Genomic DNA, 15,323 nt, shown 5'->3' with positions numbered 1-15,323 from the left:
ATTTAATTTGGATGGGTAAATGAGAAGGCTAGCTTCTTACGATTTCATATTTTTTTCTCAATTCCTGGATCATTTCTTCCGTCATCTTATCCAGCGAATAAGCCGGACGCCATCCCCAATCCTTTCTGGCTTCCGAATCGTCGATTTCCGATGGCCACGATTCCGCGATCGCCTGACGGTAATCCGGGTTATAGCTTATTTCAAAAGCAGGAACAATCTTGCGGATACTTTCATATATTTCTTTGGGAGAAAAACTCATACCGGCCAGGTTATAACCCGTCCGAACGCTGATTTTTTCGGCTGGTGCTTCCATCAAACGAACCGTTGCGTCCAGTGCGTCACTCATGTAGATCATCGGTAGCGTCGCATCTTCTTTCAAAAAGCAGTCGAAATGCTCGCCTTTGACGGCCTTGTGATAAATGTCCACGGCGTAATCCGTCGTTCCACCGCCCGGCATCGACTGATAACTGATAATACCCGGATAACGCAGCGAGCGGATATCCATTCCATAACGTTGAAAGTAATAATTCGACCAGTTTTCACCGGCCGCTTTACTGATCCCGTACACCGTGGACGGATCCAGATAAGCGAACTGGTCCGCAGAACCATGGACATGCGCCCCAAAAACCGCGATGGAACTTGGATAAAATATCTTGCTGACACCCTGTTCACGGGCTACTTCCAGCACATTAAAATAGGTCTGCATATTAATTTGCCAGGTATTCAGAGGATCCTGCTCCCCTTTCGCTGACAAAATTGCCGCCAGATGATAGATCTGGGTTATTTGATGACGTTTTACGATTTCCAGTAAAGCTTTGCCATCTGTTGCATCCAGCACTTCAAAATAATCCTGTCTGTCCGGGCTAACCCTCAGGTCAGAAGCAATCACTTTGCTGTCGCCATAAATACCACGCAAATATTCCACCAGCACCGATCCGATCTGGCCATTTGCTCCGATAACTAAAATACTTTCCGATTTCATTTCACAAGGCATTTATAAAGTATAAATCACTCGCAATTTTGCATTTTAAGATAATATTTCAAGTAATTTCATTTCATTTCGATAAATATTATTGCATATTTAACAATCAAAAGAAAAATTTACTTTTCAAGGATATTCTGTTTTACAAAAGCAGGAAATATTATGCCATCATGGAAGAAATAGATAAAATTGACACTAAAATTTTGCGGATTTTACAGAAAGATGCAAAAAAAACGACAAAAGAAATAGCGACGATCCTGAATCTTACGATCTCCCCGATTTATGAACGCATCCGTCGGCTCGAAAATCTGGGTTTTATCAAACAGTACGTTGCCATCCTGGATAAAAAACTGATAAACAGGCCTATTACAACGATATGCCAGGTATCCATGCGGTATCATAACGAGGCATTCATTGAAAAATTTGAGCAGGAAATTCAGAATCTGGATGAGGTGCAGGAATGTTATCACATGGCCGGGCAGGTCGATTTTCTGTTAAAGATCAATGTGCGGAGCCTCGACGAATACCACGACTTTGTAAAGTACAAATTGTCCAAAATCGACAACATCGGCGTTTTGAACAGTACCTTCGTTTTAAAGGAAATTAAACACACGTCTGAGTTCTACATCTGATCGGGGGTTAAACGCAGAGTTCTGGGAGTTTTTCGCAGCGTTTTAGGAGTTATCATTTTCATTAAGTCATTTAAAACTCCGTGTCCTCTGCGCAAAACTCCCTTTACTCTGCGTTTAACCTCCCCTAGCGACAATAGGACCAAAAGAAAAACCCGAAGAAGAATCTCCGGGTTTTCAGTTGGGACATAGTAGCTTCACTATGTTTGGGTGGACGACACTATAAGATCTATTACTATAAATTTCTGCGTGTTACCATAAAAGTAAATGCTTTACTACCAGCCAAACCGTTTCTTGTAATGCCCTGAATAACGACCCTGTAACGCCCCGGCTGATCGGACGTATAAAAACTCAGTTGTGATTTCCCCTCTGCATCGGTTGTTACATCCGGCGCCCAATGCAAAAGATTCCTGAAATCTGGTATACGGCTTTGCATACTGGCCTGCATATCATATTTCGGGGCATAAAATTCACGTTTCACCTGCGGACCTTCATAAGGTATCACCAGAATACGCGGATCCAGTTCAAATCCGGCCAGATCTCCCCGATAAGTTGACAAACTGACGATTCCTGTAAACACGCTGCGTCCCAAATAATAGCGGGCGCTCATCAGTTCTATCTTCTTAACTTTCAACGGATCAAAGGCCATGATCTTATCCGTATTAAAAATAGGTATACCATCCAGTAAAATCAAAGGATCTGTACTGAAAAATGTTTGCGGGAACAATTTATCCATCATCACGAAGTGAAATTCCTTGTGACGCCTTCTTACCATCACGCCCCGAACGTATTCCCGCATCACCTCTTCCATCGTTGGAAAGCGTGTGTAATCGTCTAAAATGTACTTTTCATCTGGTTTTCCGAAAAAGGCAAGAGAATCCGGCGAGGCATATTTATTTTCCCGATACCATTTTGGCAGAAATGCATTGGTCGTCTGCATATTGACGGAGCGAACCAATAACTGGTTTTCAAGATTTTTATCGAATTTGAAAGAAGACAACCCTGACTGAAGAGGCTGTTTCGAAAATGGATTCGCAACCTCAAAACGATACGTACTGTCGAGCCAAAGATTTGTCTGGATCGTAAGTTCTTTCGGACCAAAAAACTCTTTCACTTCGAAACGCACTTCTCCCGCATTATTGCTTTTTGCAAAATATAGCCTTGCAGGGGCATCCGGTGCAGCCAAATATGTTTCCATATCCTTCACAGGCGCACCCGTAACGGTGCTGAAAACTTTACCAAAAATAAAATGTCCGTCAAATTCAGGAAGGTTCGGGAAAGCTTTGGGAGAATTTTTAAGAATATCATCCCACTTAAAACGGCGCCAGCCATGGGTTATCATCAGGTTATCCACAGCTGCGTCCACGTCCTTGTTGCGCTGAAAATAATATTCAGGAGATTCAACAGTGCCCTTCAGGTCAGAACTCAGATACAAATAACTGTTTATATTTTCATGATCCTCAGCCTGAATGGAATCCGCCAGATAAACAGAAACCGATAAATTCGACAGCGCTACGATACCTGCATCCGAATGCGTGCTTAAATCCATCGTGACCTTATCCCGGGTCAGATACGTCTGCTTACCTGCTTTTCCCTCGATCATCAGGTCTTTCGCAGGGCGTTTGAAATAGAGCCGCTCACAAACGGGGTTCCCGGAATTGTTAAAAATGGAAATGTGGGTAATCCCGTCTCCGATCTTGTTTTTATCAATAGTAAAAACCGCCTTCCCGTCAACAATCGCTTTTGTTTCGCTATAACGGTTTTCCTGACGGGTATGTGTAAACAAACTTACACTGCCAGAACCCGGGCTCGCCGTCACAAGAACGCTGATCTGGTCAGCAGACAAGTCTTTCACCTGCATCACATAACCCTGCTCCTGGATTTCGGGTAACGAATAAGTCCCGACAATTCCCTTTTCATCCCTGATCAGTATTTTATACGTTTCGCCGGCAACGGGTTTAAAAGTAAAATTCCCTATACCAAATTTCTTCGGTTCAAACCTGACAATCGTGTCATTGTTCTGGTCGACAAGGAAACCTTTAAAGTTGATTCCTTTTCCATCGTTGGCAATGCCCCTAAACCCCACTTTACTTTCGATGTTTCTGACCAGATGGCCGCCTTCAGGGAAAAACTGAATATCATAAATCACTTCCCGTTTTTCGTCCGGATCGGGATCAAACTTTACAAATGGATTCACAACCGATATCGACGTTTCGAAGAAGAAATCAGAACTGAAATTTTTCATCCAGTTGGTATAACACCGCACCTTGTAATTACCGCTGACAACCGAAGAAGGCAGCACCAGCGAACCATTTCCTTTCCCATCCAGCAGCGAAAACTTGGTTTGCGCCACCGCATTCAGGTCCTTATCCATCACCTCCAGATAGGCAATTTTACTAAGATCAATAAAGCGATGTGTTCCTCCATGAAGATTGTAGGCCTTAAACCACAGGGTTTCACCCACGAGGTAAAAACTCCTGTCCAGATGCAGATACAACTTTTCCTGTACCGCCTGCTGGCTGTACAGCTGAAATTTTTGCACGATTCCCGCACCTGCGATATCCTGTGCCTTACCGGTAAATGGCAAAGCAAGAAATCCGAGTAAAATCAGTATAAAGTTTTTACATTTCACCGTGTCCTTATGTGTTATGGTATTCATCATTCCCAAAATGAAGGTTTAGTAGTAACGCCGCCCTGCACACGGCAATCCGCGCAAAAATCACTGGCTACAAGCACGGAGTCGAATCTTATCCCGACAGTATTCAATAACAGTGAGCTGGTTTTCTTGGCCTCATCCAGTGTCAGGGTATCAGGATCAATACACCTTGGATACATTCCAAGGCCCGGTGTCAGAAAAATCCGCTTTTTCTGTTCCACAGAAGCACTGAAATAACCAAAAACCAGTTCCTGACCATCAGCTGTATTTTTAATATTTCCGGTAATCTGTGATGGAAGCGGGTCAAACAAACTCCCTGTTCCTTCCGTTGTTTTGGCCAGACTCGTCCAATACTCAAAGGCATCCTGGGTAAGTCCGTATTGCTTTATTAAAATACTGTATTTAATGTAAAGCTTATTTGTAGAGACAGGAACCGTCGTCAGCGGCAAATCTTTAATAATATCCTGCGAAAGCTTAATGGTCGATCCCAGTAAAATATTGGCCGATTTTATTGTCCGCCAGCAAACATTGATATCCTGTCGTCTGGAAATAATCTCCCTCTCGTCATCTGCATTGGTAATCGCCTCAAGAGCGGAATAATTTGCAGCCCGGTATTCCCAGGTTTCCTCAAATTTCCAGCGATAAAATCGGGTATTATTTGTGGCATCATGCGTATTCACTTGCATAACCATCGCATTCTGCCGTGCATCGTACTTCCCCTCGATACCGTCAATCGGTGGCGTATCCTTCACCGCCACAAAATCTGAAAGATATTCACGTCCGTTTACGGTTTTGACACGCAGCCGGTATTTTGCTAATTTACTGAACGTCTGCGGCGGCAAAAAATAAGAGCCGCTTCCCTTTTCGACAAATGGGAATGTCCCTCCATTTTCCTGTTCTACCACAACTTTCGCCCCCGATTCCCTCGCTACGGCTAATGTTGCATTGGTGTTTTGCGTATGGCTCAGCTCAATCCGGCTGGTATCTGAGCCAACATTTAAAAACCCATCAACGACCAGATATCCCTGATCATCGTTTACCTCTGGCGGAGAAAATGGCTCTACGCAGCTGTATATCAAAAATAGCAGCATAAAAACGCCAATCATCTGCACGTATTTGTTCTTCATAGCCATCCAGTTAATCATTCCCAAAAAGCAGGCCTTTTCGTGACACCCCCCTGCTCCCGGCAATCCGCGCAATAATCAATGGTTTCGAGTATATATTCGGATCTTTCGCCATAATAATTCATCAGCATGTTCGCGGACTTCAATGCGTCCTTGATCTCCAGTGTGTCCGGAGCAGAGCAAGTTGGATATCGGCCCAAATTGGGCGTCAGAAAAATCCGTTTTTTCTGTTCCACCGCCGCACTGAAATAGCCAAAAACCAGCTCTTTCGGATTGGTCGTACTCCTGATATTTCCCGTAATCTGCGACGGCAGCGGATCAAATAAACTCCCGGTCCCTTCGGTCGTTTTGGCCAGACTCGTCCAGTATTCGAAAGCATCCTGTGTAAGTCCGTATTGCTTAACCAGAATACTGTATTTGATATACAGTTTGTTCGTTGCTATTGGCACGGTAGTAAGCGGCAGATCTTTAATAATATCCTGTGATAATTTGATGGTCGATCCCAGTAAAATATTGGACGATTTCAGCGTACGCCAGCAAAGGTTTATATCATTCTTCCGACTTACAATTTGACCGCCGACAAGTTCCAGCGAAGAATAAAATGCCGCACGATATTCCCAGGTCTCCTCAAATCCCCAGCGATAGAACCGGGTACTGTTCGTTGCATCATGCGTATTCACCTGCATCACCATCGCATCCTGTCGTGTGTCCAATTTTCCTTCAATGGCGTCGATTGCAGGCGTGTTTTTCACTTCAACAAAATCCGAAAGATATTCCCCGCCCACCCGCGTTTTGACGCGCAGCCTGTATTTCTGAGCGGTGTTGAAAGAATATGGCGGCAAATAATACGATCCGTTCCCTTTCTCGGTAAAAGCATAAGTTTCACCTTTTTCTCCTTCCACCGTCAGTTTTGCCCCCGGTTCTTTAAGTACCGATGTCTGGGTATTGGTGTTCTGTGTATGGCTCAATTCGATTCGGCTGGTATCTAAGCCAACATTTAAAAATCCATCAATAACCAGATATCCCTCATCCGAATTTACCTCGGGCGGTGAAAAAGGTTCCACGCAGCCGATCACTATAAAAAGCGAAGTCAGGAAAACGATTATCAAAAAACAGTATCCTTTCATTTTTCCCGGTTTAAAATCTAAAATTGTACGTGATGGTTGGTATCGGCTGGCCGAAAATCGACAGCTGATATCCGTTCACCCTGCCACCCTGCGTCTGGAAATATACAGACGATGGATTTTTTCTTCCCAGTACATTATACACGGCCAGCGTCCAGGAGCTGTGCGCCAGTTTCCTCACCTTATGATTCCCCTCAATATTCATCGCCAGATCGGCCCGGTAATAATCCGGTATCCTGAACTGGTTCCTGTCCGCATAGTAAACCCGCTGTGCTCCGTCAATAATATATTTGCCCACCGGTGGTGTATAAGGCCGACCGGTACTGTAAGTAAAGTTGAATGAAACACTGAACCTGTGAGAGAGCCTGTAATTCGTGATCATTGTAAAATCATGCGGCTTGTCGTAATTGCTCGGATAATAATTGCCTTTGTTTGGTGCATCCGCGGATTCACGATCGAGTGCTCTGAGAAGCGTGCGCGAATAGGTATAACCGACCCAGCCGTTGAGCTTGCCCGTCATCTTTTTCACCATCAGTTCCACTCCATAGGCTTTTCCCCTTGTCCCCAAAACCGCCGCTTCGATGCGCGGATTCATGATCAGGGAATCACCGCCTTTGTAATCCAGAAAGTTCTGGATGTTTTTGTAATAACCTTCCAGTGAAACTTCAATTTTATTTCCCCTGAAATTTTTGTACAATCCGACAGAAACCTGGTCTCCGGTTTGTGGTTTGATATACTGATCGCTCAGTTTCCAGATATCGGTTGGAGAAACCGTCATGGTATTCGTCAGTAAATGGATGTATTGCCTCAGCGTATTGTAACTTACTTTCACCGCCAGATTGTCGTAAACGGTGTAACGCAGCGAAAGGCGGTATTCCGGCCCGCCATAACCTTTGATCTTTTTGCCGGAAGCATAAGTTTGCGTTCCGTCTTCATAAATTTTATCAATCGGGAAACCCGGAACGTATTTATTTACCGTTCTCGGCCCCAGATACTGATAAAAGGAATAACGCAAACCGGCCGTGATCGAAAGCTTCGGATTGACCTCAAATTTGTCTTCGATGTACAGCGCACTTTCCAAAGCCTGTTCCCGCTGCAATTCGTCCGGAATAACCAGCGATTGCTCACTGTTGGGCTGGAAAGAACCTGGATGTAACTTGTAATAAATAGAACTTAACCCAAAATCCAACGTATGTTTTGGGTGCAGGACATAATTAAAATCGGCTTTAAACTGCGACTGGTTGATATCAAATTTCAGATTGAAAGCGTTCAACGGCAAACCCTGACTTTCCATTTCATAGTTATACTTGCTGTGGGAAGCCGTAAATTCTCCGTACAAGCGACTGTTGAACGTGTGTTTCCATTTCAGGGAAGCAAGCTGATTCTGGTAGGAATAGGTTGTATCACCAAATAATTTAAACTTATCCTTACTCATGTAGGCCGTCACGAAAAGGCTGTTCTTTTCATTAATCTCATGGCTTACGTTAAAGTTAACATCGTAAAAAGACGCAGAACTTTTGTTGTACTTTGCATCGTCAAGACGTTTCAGCAGCCAGCTTGAATACGTTGAGCGCCCGCCCAGCATGAAAGAAGTTTTATCCTTGATGATCGGGCCTTCGAGCGTCAGCCTGCCTGTAACCAGCCCAACACCGCCGGATGCGACAAATTTCTTTTTATTTCCGTCCCGGCTGTTGATATCCAGCACAGAAGATAACCGGCCTCCGAATCTTGACGGGATGGTGCTTTTGTATAATTCCACATCCTTCAAAACGTCAGGGTTAAACGCCGAGAAAAAACCAAACAAATGGGATGGATTGTAAATTACAGCGTCATTAAACTGGATCAGGTTTTGATCCGTAGAACCTCCGCGCACGTTAAGTCCGGTACTGTTTTCCCCTACCGATTTCACGCCTGGCAACGTTAGCACCGTCCTCAAAAGATCTGTTTCGCCAAAAACGGTCGGGACCTGTTTCAGATTTTTAATCGTCAGTTTTACCTGCCCCATCTGTGTTCCCACTACGTTTTTATCCATGCCTGCCTTAACAGAAACCTCCTTCAGCGCGATCACGCTTTCCCGCATCTCGACATCCAGCTTTCCGTCAGAATAAAGGATAATCTGACGCTGCGTCTCCCGCATACCAAAACTTTTGATTTTCAGTTTCTGCTTGCCGCGCGGTATCGTTAAAGCGTAAAAACCCAAGGCATCCGTGGTGACACCAATGGAGGGTGATTCAATAAAAATAGCGGCACCGACCACAGGCTCGCCCGTTACAGCGCTTCGGATATAACCTGTCACGGTTGAATTCCCGGGCTGAATTTTATACTTTTTTATACCAATTTCATGCAACTTGCTTTCTGCTGTCGACAACAATTTTTCCTGGGCTGCATTATCCGGACTGGCATAAGTCACCGGTTCATTTCCATCAGGACTATTCGGATTGAACAGCCCGGGCTGAAGCTGTGTGATAATTTTCTGACCTTCGGTGATGTACACCCGTTTGCCCACATCGAAAGCATAGGTAAAATCCGAACCCCGAAAAACCTGCTCCAATACTGCGCGGATGGTCTGGTCTTTTACATCAAGATCGATCGTCAGACTATCGAAACGTGCCGCATCGTAGTAGAAAAAATAACCGGTTTGTCGTTCCACATCTTTCACAAAATCGTTAAAACGGGCCGAATCCAAACGCATGGTGATGCGCGGTTCCGTAACCTGCTGGGCCCAGCCATACTGAGAGAAAAAGATCAGACTAAAAAGGAGCGTAAAGTTTCTGAATATTTTCATGGTTTAGTTAGTTCATCGTAGCGGGCAACCATCGTTACAATAGCAGTCTCGCGATTTTTGCGAAATCGGACCTTTTTCTCGCGCAATGCTCTGCGCAATTCACTCTTATGCGCAGGAAAAAGTGCCAGTACGGACTTTTTAGAACGTACCGAGTTATACTTTCCATTTTTATATAAATAATAGAAGTTCTTTGCCGGAAACAGGGCAACCACTTTTTTCTCGACAATTTTTTCCTGACGCTCTTTAACCCGGCGGATTAACGTCTTTGTTTTCCCGTTGTAGATCTCATCATAAAAACCGGTACGCATCTCCGGGTTAATGCCTTTCCCCGATTCAAATCGTCTGAAATTGTGATTATAAAAAGAGAAATACTGCACCTTCGGCGATTGCAGCAAAATATTTTCATAACCATTAATATGCGTGATAATCAACTCATCCCGCACCAGATCATACATCATCGGAATACTGTCATACTGCTGCCCGTCATAGAACACCATTCCTTTTTCCAGTTTTCGCGCATCAAGAAACTGATGTTCCTCACCCCGCGCATCATAGATAAAATACAATCTTCCGTTGTAAAGATTTTGTGCATCGGTGGTCGCGGCTTTGTAAAGCGAGAGGGGATATGCCGGCACAGCGTCTGGAACAGCAGATTTGGAATCAGCCAGCTGCCCGTAACCAGGACCGAAAACACATAAAAAAATAAACAGGCAGAATGTAAAAATACGCATATATCGGGTCCAGGGAGTTTTAAACGTAATACGAACAAGCACAGTCGTTTGTGGCAGGAAAGCCAATTATGTATTAAAGTTATTAATAATAGTGACTTACTATATACTTAAGAACTTTATTTATTAAATGTTCGCAAACGGTATGTATACGCCGTTCCATAAAAAACAACAACTTATCCCTCCAAATTTCCTGAATGATCCTAACTTTGAAGTTCGAAGCGAGCACACGTTCACTCAAACTTTCATATATCAATATTATTCATGAAAATACTTATTACCGGTGGCGCCGGCTTTGTAGGATCGGCTCTGGCGATATCACTAAAATTAAATTATCCGGATTACCAGATTTTTGCGCTGGACAACCTTAAACGCCGTGGTTCTGAACTCAATCTGAGCCGTCTGAAACAGGCAGGCGTTGAATTTGTGCACGGCGATATTCGTAACAAAGAAGACTTTGATGCCTTTCCGGCAGTCGATACAGTGATTGAAGCATCTGCTGAGCCATCGGTTCTTGCAGGTCTTGACGGCACACCCGATTATTTGATCAACACCAACCTGGTAGGAACGGTCAACTGCCTGAACTATGCGCTTAAGCATAAGGCAGGTTTCATTTTCCTTTCAACAAGCCGTGTTTATCCGATCAAAACGATTGAAACACTGAATTTTGTTGAGGAGGAAACACGTTTTTCATTGGCGGACGACCAGCCTGTTCCTGGTGTTTCTGCCAAAGGAATTGCCGAAGATTTCCCCCTTAACGGTGCGCGTTCCCTGTACGGAACGACCAAACTGGCTTCTGAACTAATTATTCAGGAGTACAATGAATTCTATAACCTGCGTACGGTTATTAACCGTTGCGGCGTTATCACGGGTCCGTGGCAAATGGGTAAAGTAGATCAGGGCGTTATGGTGCTTTGGATCGCAAAACACTATTTTGAGCAACAACTGGGCTATTTTGGATACGGTGGTACGGGAAAACAAATGCGTGATATGCTTCACGTGGCGGACCTTTACCGTTTGATCGACTGGCAGTTGCACAACCTGGATAAAGTGAACGGAGAAATCCTGAATGCGGGCGGCGGTTTGCAAAGCAGCGCTTCGTTGCAGGAACTTACCAAAATCTGTCAGGAAGTGACGGGCAAAACCATTCCGATCAAAGTGGTACCGGAAACACGGACTGCCGATATACGTCTTTATCTGACTGACAATACGAAAGTAACGGCTTTGACAGGCTGGGAACCTAAAATCGGCATTCGCCAGATTGTGGAAGAAATCACGGCGTGGCTGGCAGAAAACGAGAAGGACCTGGCTCCGATCTTGAAATAATATAAGACTGGGATTGGTTAGATTTTGCTGCATGTTCGTGCGACTTAACCAATCCCGGTTTTGTTTTTCAATAAATATCATAGCAAAACCCAATGCCTTTGCCTATGAAACTTATCGAATGCCCCCGGGACGCATGGCAGGGCCATCATCCTTTTATTCCTACACAAAAAAAAATTGACTACCTGAACAAACTTCTTCAGGTTGGTTTTGACACGCTGGACTTTGGCAGTTTTGTTTCTCCCAAAGCCATGCCACAGGTCAGCGATACGGCTGACATGATTCCCAAACTTGATCTTTCTGCGACTTCCACCAAATTGCTGGCTATCGTAGCCAACGAACGTGGTGCTGCCGAAGCCTGTGTTTTTGACCAGATCACGTATCTGGGTTATCCGTTTTCCATCTCGGAAACTTTTCAGCTGCGAAATACCCACGCGACGATCAACGAATCCCTGGGTAGAGTTGAGCAAATTCAGTCTTTATGCAGACAACACGGAAAAAAACTGGTGATTTATATTTCAATGGGTTTTGGCAATCCGTATGATGATGTCTGGAGTCCGGAAATTGTTTTGCACTGGGTAAAAAAGCTTTCCGCTTTGGGAATAAAAATATTTTCACTGGCCGACACCGTTGGTCTTGCGCATGTGCATGATATTACGGCGCTTTTTAAACAATTGATACCAACGTATCCGGATCTGGAATTCGGAGCGCATTTTCATACCAAGGCCGAAGCCTGGCAAGTAAAAATTGATGCTGCCTACGCCGCTGGATGCCGCAGGTTTGACGGCGCATTGTTAGGTTATGGAGGCTGCCCGATGGCCCAGGATGATCTGGTGGGCAATATGCCGATGGAAAGGTTGCTGGATTTTGCCAGAGAAAAAAAGGACCTGACCTGTTTGGATATGAAGGCGCTGGATGAAGCCCGTCAAATGTTTTTGGAATTAGTAAATAGTTAGATAATAGGCTATCGGCAGCCAGCTTTCGGCTGTCAGATAGATGCTTTTAATCCGGTTACTGACAGCCGACAGTTAAAAAATAAACCCTATGCCCAAGCAGACACCACAAATCGACAGCATTCAGTTATTTTATGATAACAGAAAATTTGACATCGAATATTTCTATCGTCAGGGACGGAAGGAGACCTTGTTATTTGTCCACGGACTGGGTGGTTCCAAAGAAAATTACTGGGAAGCCTGCAAAGCCGATGCGCTGGCCGACCATACCTTAATTTGCTTTGATAACCCCGGCACGGGCAATTCCAGTTATTATGAAGAGGATCCGCTTAATATCGACGATCTTGCCGCAATCACTTCCCTGTTTATTGATAAACTGGCTATCAAAGATTTTATTCTGACCGGCACCAGCATGGGCGGTTTAACCACGCTGTTGTATCTGCAAAGAGGCGGTCTGGATAAAATAAAGGGATACATCAACATTGAAGGAAATCTGATGCCGGAAGATTGCATGTTTTCCAATATGGTGGTAAACCACGAATATGACCGGTTTTCCAAAGAAATTTTTCCGAAAGTCATTACTGACATGAAGAAAAAAGGGAATGCGGGATATCATATTATTGCCAACAACTTACAGCTCAACACCAATATCAAATCGTACTACCATTACAGTTTCCAAACCGTAGCCTATTCTGCGACGGGGGAATTGCTGGAACAGTACCTGACGATGGAAATTCCACGGATTTTTATTTATGGGGAAGAAAATAAAAACCTGTCATACATTCCCAGGCTTGTAAATAATGGCATGAACATCAAGTGTATTCCCGGCAGCAACCATTTTGTTTTTTACGACAACCCGAAAGAAATGTATGAAGTTATCGCAGGTTTTGTGAATACATTAACTTAAAATGTGAAAACAATCCGGTCCTAAAACAGCTGAAATCATTTCGCATTTTTATCCCGGAGAACATACCCAAGCGAAAAGTGATGCGACCAGCCCAGTTGCGGATGCGTATGGATGGCATAGTCCATGTGAAAATGATTTCCCTTAAAACCTAAACCGAAATGATTCGTCTGAGGTCTGGAAGTGATGCCTGTCCGCAACACGAAACGTTTCACAATTTCATATTCCAGACCGGCACGCAGACTAAGCGGATAATCGGTAACCTTTTCAATTTCGGCGCTGAGCTGAACGGCTGATGAAGGTTTATATAAAAATCCGGTCCGCAATGCCGTATCCACAGTTTCACGCGCCTCACCCGAATACGACGACTGTGTGACATTGAACATATGCGCTCCAAAATCGAGTTTGGAAGAAAGTGTGACGATACCTCCGAATTCAAAAACAAGCGCTTTTTTGCTAAGTGTTAATGTGCTGGCGTTAATGGCGGCTTGCAAATAATTTATTTTTAATCCAAGACGAAACCGGCCAATCCTGTGCCCCGCTCCTAACCCTACGGCAATCTGGTTATAGACTTTATCCCCGAAACGCTGTATCGATAATCCCGCGCCAAGGTTTTCGGAAACGGGCATCACAAAACCTGTACCGATGGTATTGATGCCGTCAAAGTTATAGTGAGAATCATAGGTGGAGAAAACGGCTGCGGTGGATATGCCGCCAAGCCCGGCAACGTTATTGCCGATGGCGTAATAATCAGACCGTGCGATGGTCGCGTTCGCCAGGCCCCAGGCTTTTGCACCGACGGGAAATGGATTCCCGTCAGCGAAAGCCCTGTAAGTTATTGCAATAAAAATAACGAAGGATCGAAGGAAGTTTTTCTGTCGAGATAAACATCCAGATCGCTCTTTCATATTTACTACGCCAGTAAAATAATACGACGAAAACGGCTATTGCCTCAGCTGAATTTCCGTTTAACAATGGACAACAATGCCTGAATTGCCTCTCCGTTTACATCCCATGCATATTTGGAAGCGTAACGATGCCAGATCAGGTTTTCGGCTTCTTCAAAATTTTTCACCAGGTCCAGCTCATAAATCGCCTTATCAAAGTGTTCGCTATTCCTGTTGAACAATTGATTTACAAACATAAACCGCTGCCCCAACGGAATAGATCCGGCAATATTTTCAACTTTCACCTGGACACTTCCGTAGCGGCTTTCATCAGAAACCTTGGGTATCTCTACCTTGAAACGGTTATTCAGCGATTCTCGCTCGGAAGAATTTGTCTTAGAAACAATTTCAGAAAGTACCGCTACCCCTGGTTCCGCACGTTGCTGGCTGGAAGTCTGCCCTGGAATAGTGACCGGCCTGGCAGGATCAATTTCAGAAAATGCCGAATCAAAAAATGATTTCGGTTCCTGCTTCTGACCATTCTGGGCAGATACCTGCGACGAAACATGAACCACCGGAAGTAATTCCGACGAATCCAATGTCAATATCTCAGAAAACTGACTGATAAAAGGTGTCACATCGTCCAGCAATTCCGCATCGCTTTTTACTTCATAAAGCCATCCGATTACCTGTGTCATGTAAACAGAATCTGCATTGCTATCGGCCAGGCGTTGGGCAAGGGCTTTGGCAATACCGTTATGAATCTGTGTATATTTCACCAGTTGTGCTGCATTCTCGGGGGTAAAAACCGACTCTGGCATTGCCCGGAGCTTTTCTTCGAAATAGCTTTCCGGTGTATATAAAAGCGTGATGGCATCCTTCACAGCATCCAGAAAAAGCGGTTCGAGATCATTGCGTTTTACGGCAATATGCTGCGAGGCCGTATTCATGAACGCCTGAAGTGCTGTCTTGACATCTTCACTTTCAAAATCAAAATATATACTGCGGAATGCAAGGGCCGTATTTTTCCATTGTTCAAACAGTCGGTTAAGGATACCGAGATTAACCTGACGAACAGGTGTAATTTTCAGTAATTCAGGACCTTTTACAACAGTTTCGTTACGATATGCTTCATTAAGGACAGTAGCCGTAAATCGCGCTGCATATTGATTAAGTGCATTTGAGTTCAAACTATTCGGCATGACGAATAAGAGCTTTGTAACAAGAG

General features: G+C 44.3%; 12 protein-coding genes. 4 read left to right on the top strand and 8 right to left on the bottom strand.

Going from position 1 to position 15,323, the window contains the following annotated elements; translation table 11 throughout:
- Positions 1–28: 28 nt before the first annotated feature.
- Entirely contained in the window at positions 29–982 is a 954-nt protein-coding gene (locus tag RB622_RS09300) for an NAD-dependent epimerase/dehydratase family protein (RefSeq protein WP_308046273.1), read from the bottom strand.
- Between the two features lie 170 nt (positions 983–1,152).
- Between RB622_RS09300 and RB622_RS09295 the strand changes: the two genes are divergently transcribed.
- Complete coding sequence (locus tag RB622_RS09295) at positions 1,153–1,614, top strand: Lrp/AsnC family transcriptional regulator (protein WP_254562348.1); 462 nt, start codon at positions 1,153–1,155, stop codon at positions 1,612–1,614.
- A 232-nt stretch (positions 1,615–1,846) separates the two neighbouring features.
- Here RB622_RS09295 and RB622_RS09290 read toward each other — a convergent pair whose 3' ends face one another.
- From RB622_RS09290 to RB622_RS09270, 5 genes are read right to left on the bottom strand one after another with little or no spacing between them, the layout of a single operon-like run.
- On the bottom strand, positions 1,847–4,273 hold the full coding sequence (locus RB622_RS09290) for a hypothetical protein (protein ID WP_308046272.1): 2,427 nt from the start codon (positions 4,271–4,273) through the stop codon (positions 1,847–1,849).
- Positions 4,270–5,394: a DUF4249 domain-containing protein gene (locus tag RB622_RS09285; protein ID WP_308046271.1), complete on the bottom strand. Its 1,125-nt coding sequence runs from the start codon at positions 5,392–5,394 to the stop codon at positions 4,270–4,272. The genes RB622_RS09290 and RB622_RS09285 overlap by 4 nt, the downstream gene beginning before the upstream one ends.
- A 14-nt stretch (positions 5,395–5,408) precedes the next feature.
- Entirely contained in the window at positions 5,409–6,518 is a 1,110-nt protein-coding gene (locus RB622_RS09280; protein WP_308046270.1) for a DUF4249 domain-containing protein, read from the bottom strand.
- A gap of 10 nt (positions 6,519–6,528) precedes the next feature.
- Positions 6,529–9,300, bottom strand: a complete 2,772-nt coding sequence (locus RB622_RS09275; RefSeq protein ID WP_308046269.1) for a TonB-dependent receptor — start codon at positions 9,298–9,300, stop codon at positions 6,529–6,531.
- Positions 9,297–10,031 carry a hypothetical protein gene (locus RB622_RS09270; protein WP_308046268.1) on the bottom strand — a complete coding sequence of 245 codons (735 nt, stop codon included), beginning with the start codon at positions 10,029–10,031 and terminating at the stop codon, positions 9,297–9,299. The genes RB622_RS09275 and RB622_RS09270 overlap by 4 nt, the downstream gene beginning before the upstream one ends.
- Before the next feature lie 261 nt (positions 10,032–10,292).
- On the opposite strand from RB622_RS09270, the gene RB622_RS09265 reads away from it, so the two are divergent.
- From RB622_RS09265 to RB622_RS09255, 3 genes are all read left to right on the top strand, one after another.
- Entirely contained in the window at positions 10,293–11,354 is a 1,062-nt protein-coding gene (locus tag RB622_RS09265; protein ID WP_308046267.1) for an NAD-dependent epimerase/dehydratase family protein, read from the top strand.
- Between the two features lie 104 nt (positions 11,355–11,458).
- Positions 11,459–12,307, top strand: a complete 849-nt coding sequence (locus RB622_RS09260; RefSeq protein ID WP_308046266.1) for a hydroxymethylglutaryl-CoA lyase — start codon at positions 11,459–11,461, stop codon at positions 12,305–12,307.
- 88 nt (positions 12,308–12,395) lie between these two features.
- The gene (locus RB622_RS09255) at positions 12,396–13,211 is read left to right on the top strand and encodes an alpha/beta hydrolase (protein WP_308046265.1); all 816 of its coding nucleotides are present in this window, start codon (positions 12,396–12,398) and stop codon (positions 13,209–13,211) included.
- Between the two features lie 35 nt (positions 13,212–13,246).
- On the opposite strand, the gene RB622_RS09250 is transcribed toward RB622_RS09255, so the two are convergent.
- Both RB622_RS09250 and RB622_RS09245 read right to left on the bottom strand, forming a co-directional pair.
- Positions 13,247–14,116, bottom strand: coding sequence for a hypothetical protein (locus RB622_RS09250; protein ID WP_308046264.1), 870 nt, complete (start codon positions 14,114–14,116; stop codon positions 13,247–13,249).
- A 44-nt stretch (positions 14,117–14,160) separates the two neighbouring features.
- Positions 14,161–15,297: a hypothetical protein gene (locus RB622_RS09245; RefSeq protein ID WP_308046263.1), complete on the bottom strand. Its 1,137-nt coding sequence runs from the start codon at positions 15,295–15,297 to the stop codon at positions 14,161–14,163.
- Positions 15,298–15,323 lie beyond the last annotated feature (26 nt).

Source organism: Dyadobacter sp. LHD-138 (assembly GCF_030929615.1).
Lineage (GTDB): Bacteria > Bacteroidota > Bacteroidia > Cytophagales > Spirosomataceae > Dyadobacter.
The sequence above is the reverse complement of the archived record's forward strand: the minus strand, read 5'-3'. Positions and strand labels throughout refer to the sequence as shown.

What these genes read in the sequence shown, in the direction of transcription:
- RB622_RS09300 (WP_308046273.1), bottom strand. Translation starts at nt 982, where the DNA reads ATGAAATCGGAAAGTATTTTAGTTATCGGAGCAAATGGCCAGATCGGA.
- RB622_RS09295 (WP_254562348.1), top strand. Translation starts at nt 1,153, where the DNA reads ATGGAAGAAATAGATAAAATTGACACTAAAATTTTGCGGATTTTACAG.
- RB622_RS09290 (WP_308046272.1), bottom strand. Translation starts at nt 4,273, where the DNA reads ATGATGAATACCATAACACATAAGGACACGGTGAAATGTAAAAACTTT.
- RB622_RS09285 (WP_308046271.1), bottom strand. Translation starts at nt 5,394, where the DNA reads ATGAAGAACAAATACGTGCAGATGATTGGCGTTTTTATGCTGCTATTT.
- RB622_RS09280 (WP_308046270.1), bottom strand. Translation starts at nt 6,518, where the DNA reads ATGAAAGGATACTGTTTTTTGATAATCGTTTTCCTGACTTCGCTTTTT.
- RB622_RS09275 (WP_308046269.1), bottom strand. Translation starts at nt 9,300, where the DNA reads ATGAAAATATTCAGAAACTTTACGCTCCTTTTTAGTCTGATCTTTTTC.
- RB622_RS09270 (WP_308046268.1), bottom strand. Translation starts at nt 10,031, where the DNA reads ATGCGTATTTTTACATTCTGCCTGTTTATTTTTTTATGTGTTTTCGGT.
- RB622_RS09265 (WP_308046267.1), top strand. Translation starts at nt 10,293, where the DNA reads ATGAAAATACTTATTACCGGTGGCGCCGGCTTTGTAGGATCGGCTCTG.
- RB622_RS09260 (WP_308046266.1), top strand. Translation starts at nt 11,459, where the DNA reads ATGAAACTTATCGAATGCCCCCGGGACGCATGGCAGGGCCATCATCCT.
- RB622_RS09255 (WP_308046265.1), top strand. Translation starts at nt 12,396, where the DNA reads ATGCCCAAGCAGACACCACAAATCGACAGCATTCAGTTATTTTATGAT.
- RB622_RS09250 (WP_308046264.1), bottom strand. Translation starts at nt 14,116, where the DNA reads ATGAAAGAGCGATCTGGATGTTTATCTCGACAGAAAAACTTCCTTCGA.
- RB622_RS09245 (WP_308046263.1), bottom strand. Translation starts at nt 15,297, where the DNA reads ATGCCGAATAGTTTGAACTCAAATGCACTTAATCAATATGCAGCGCGA.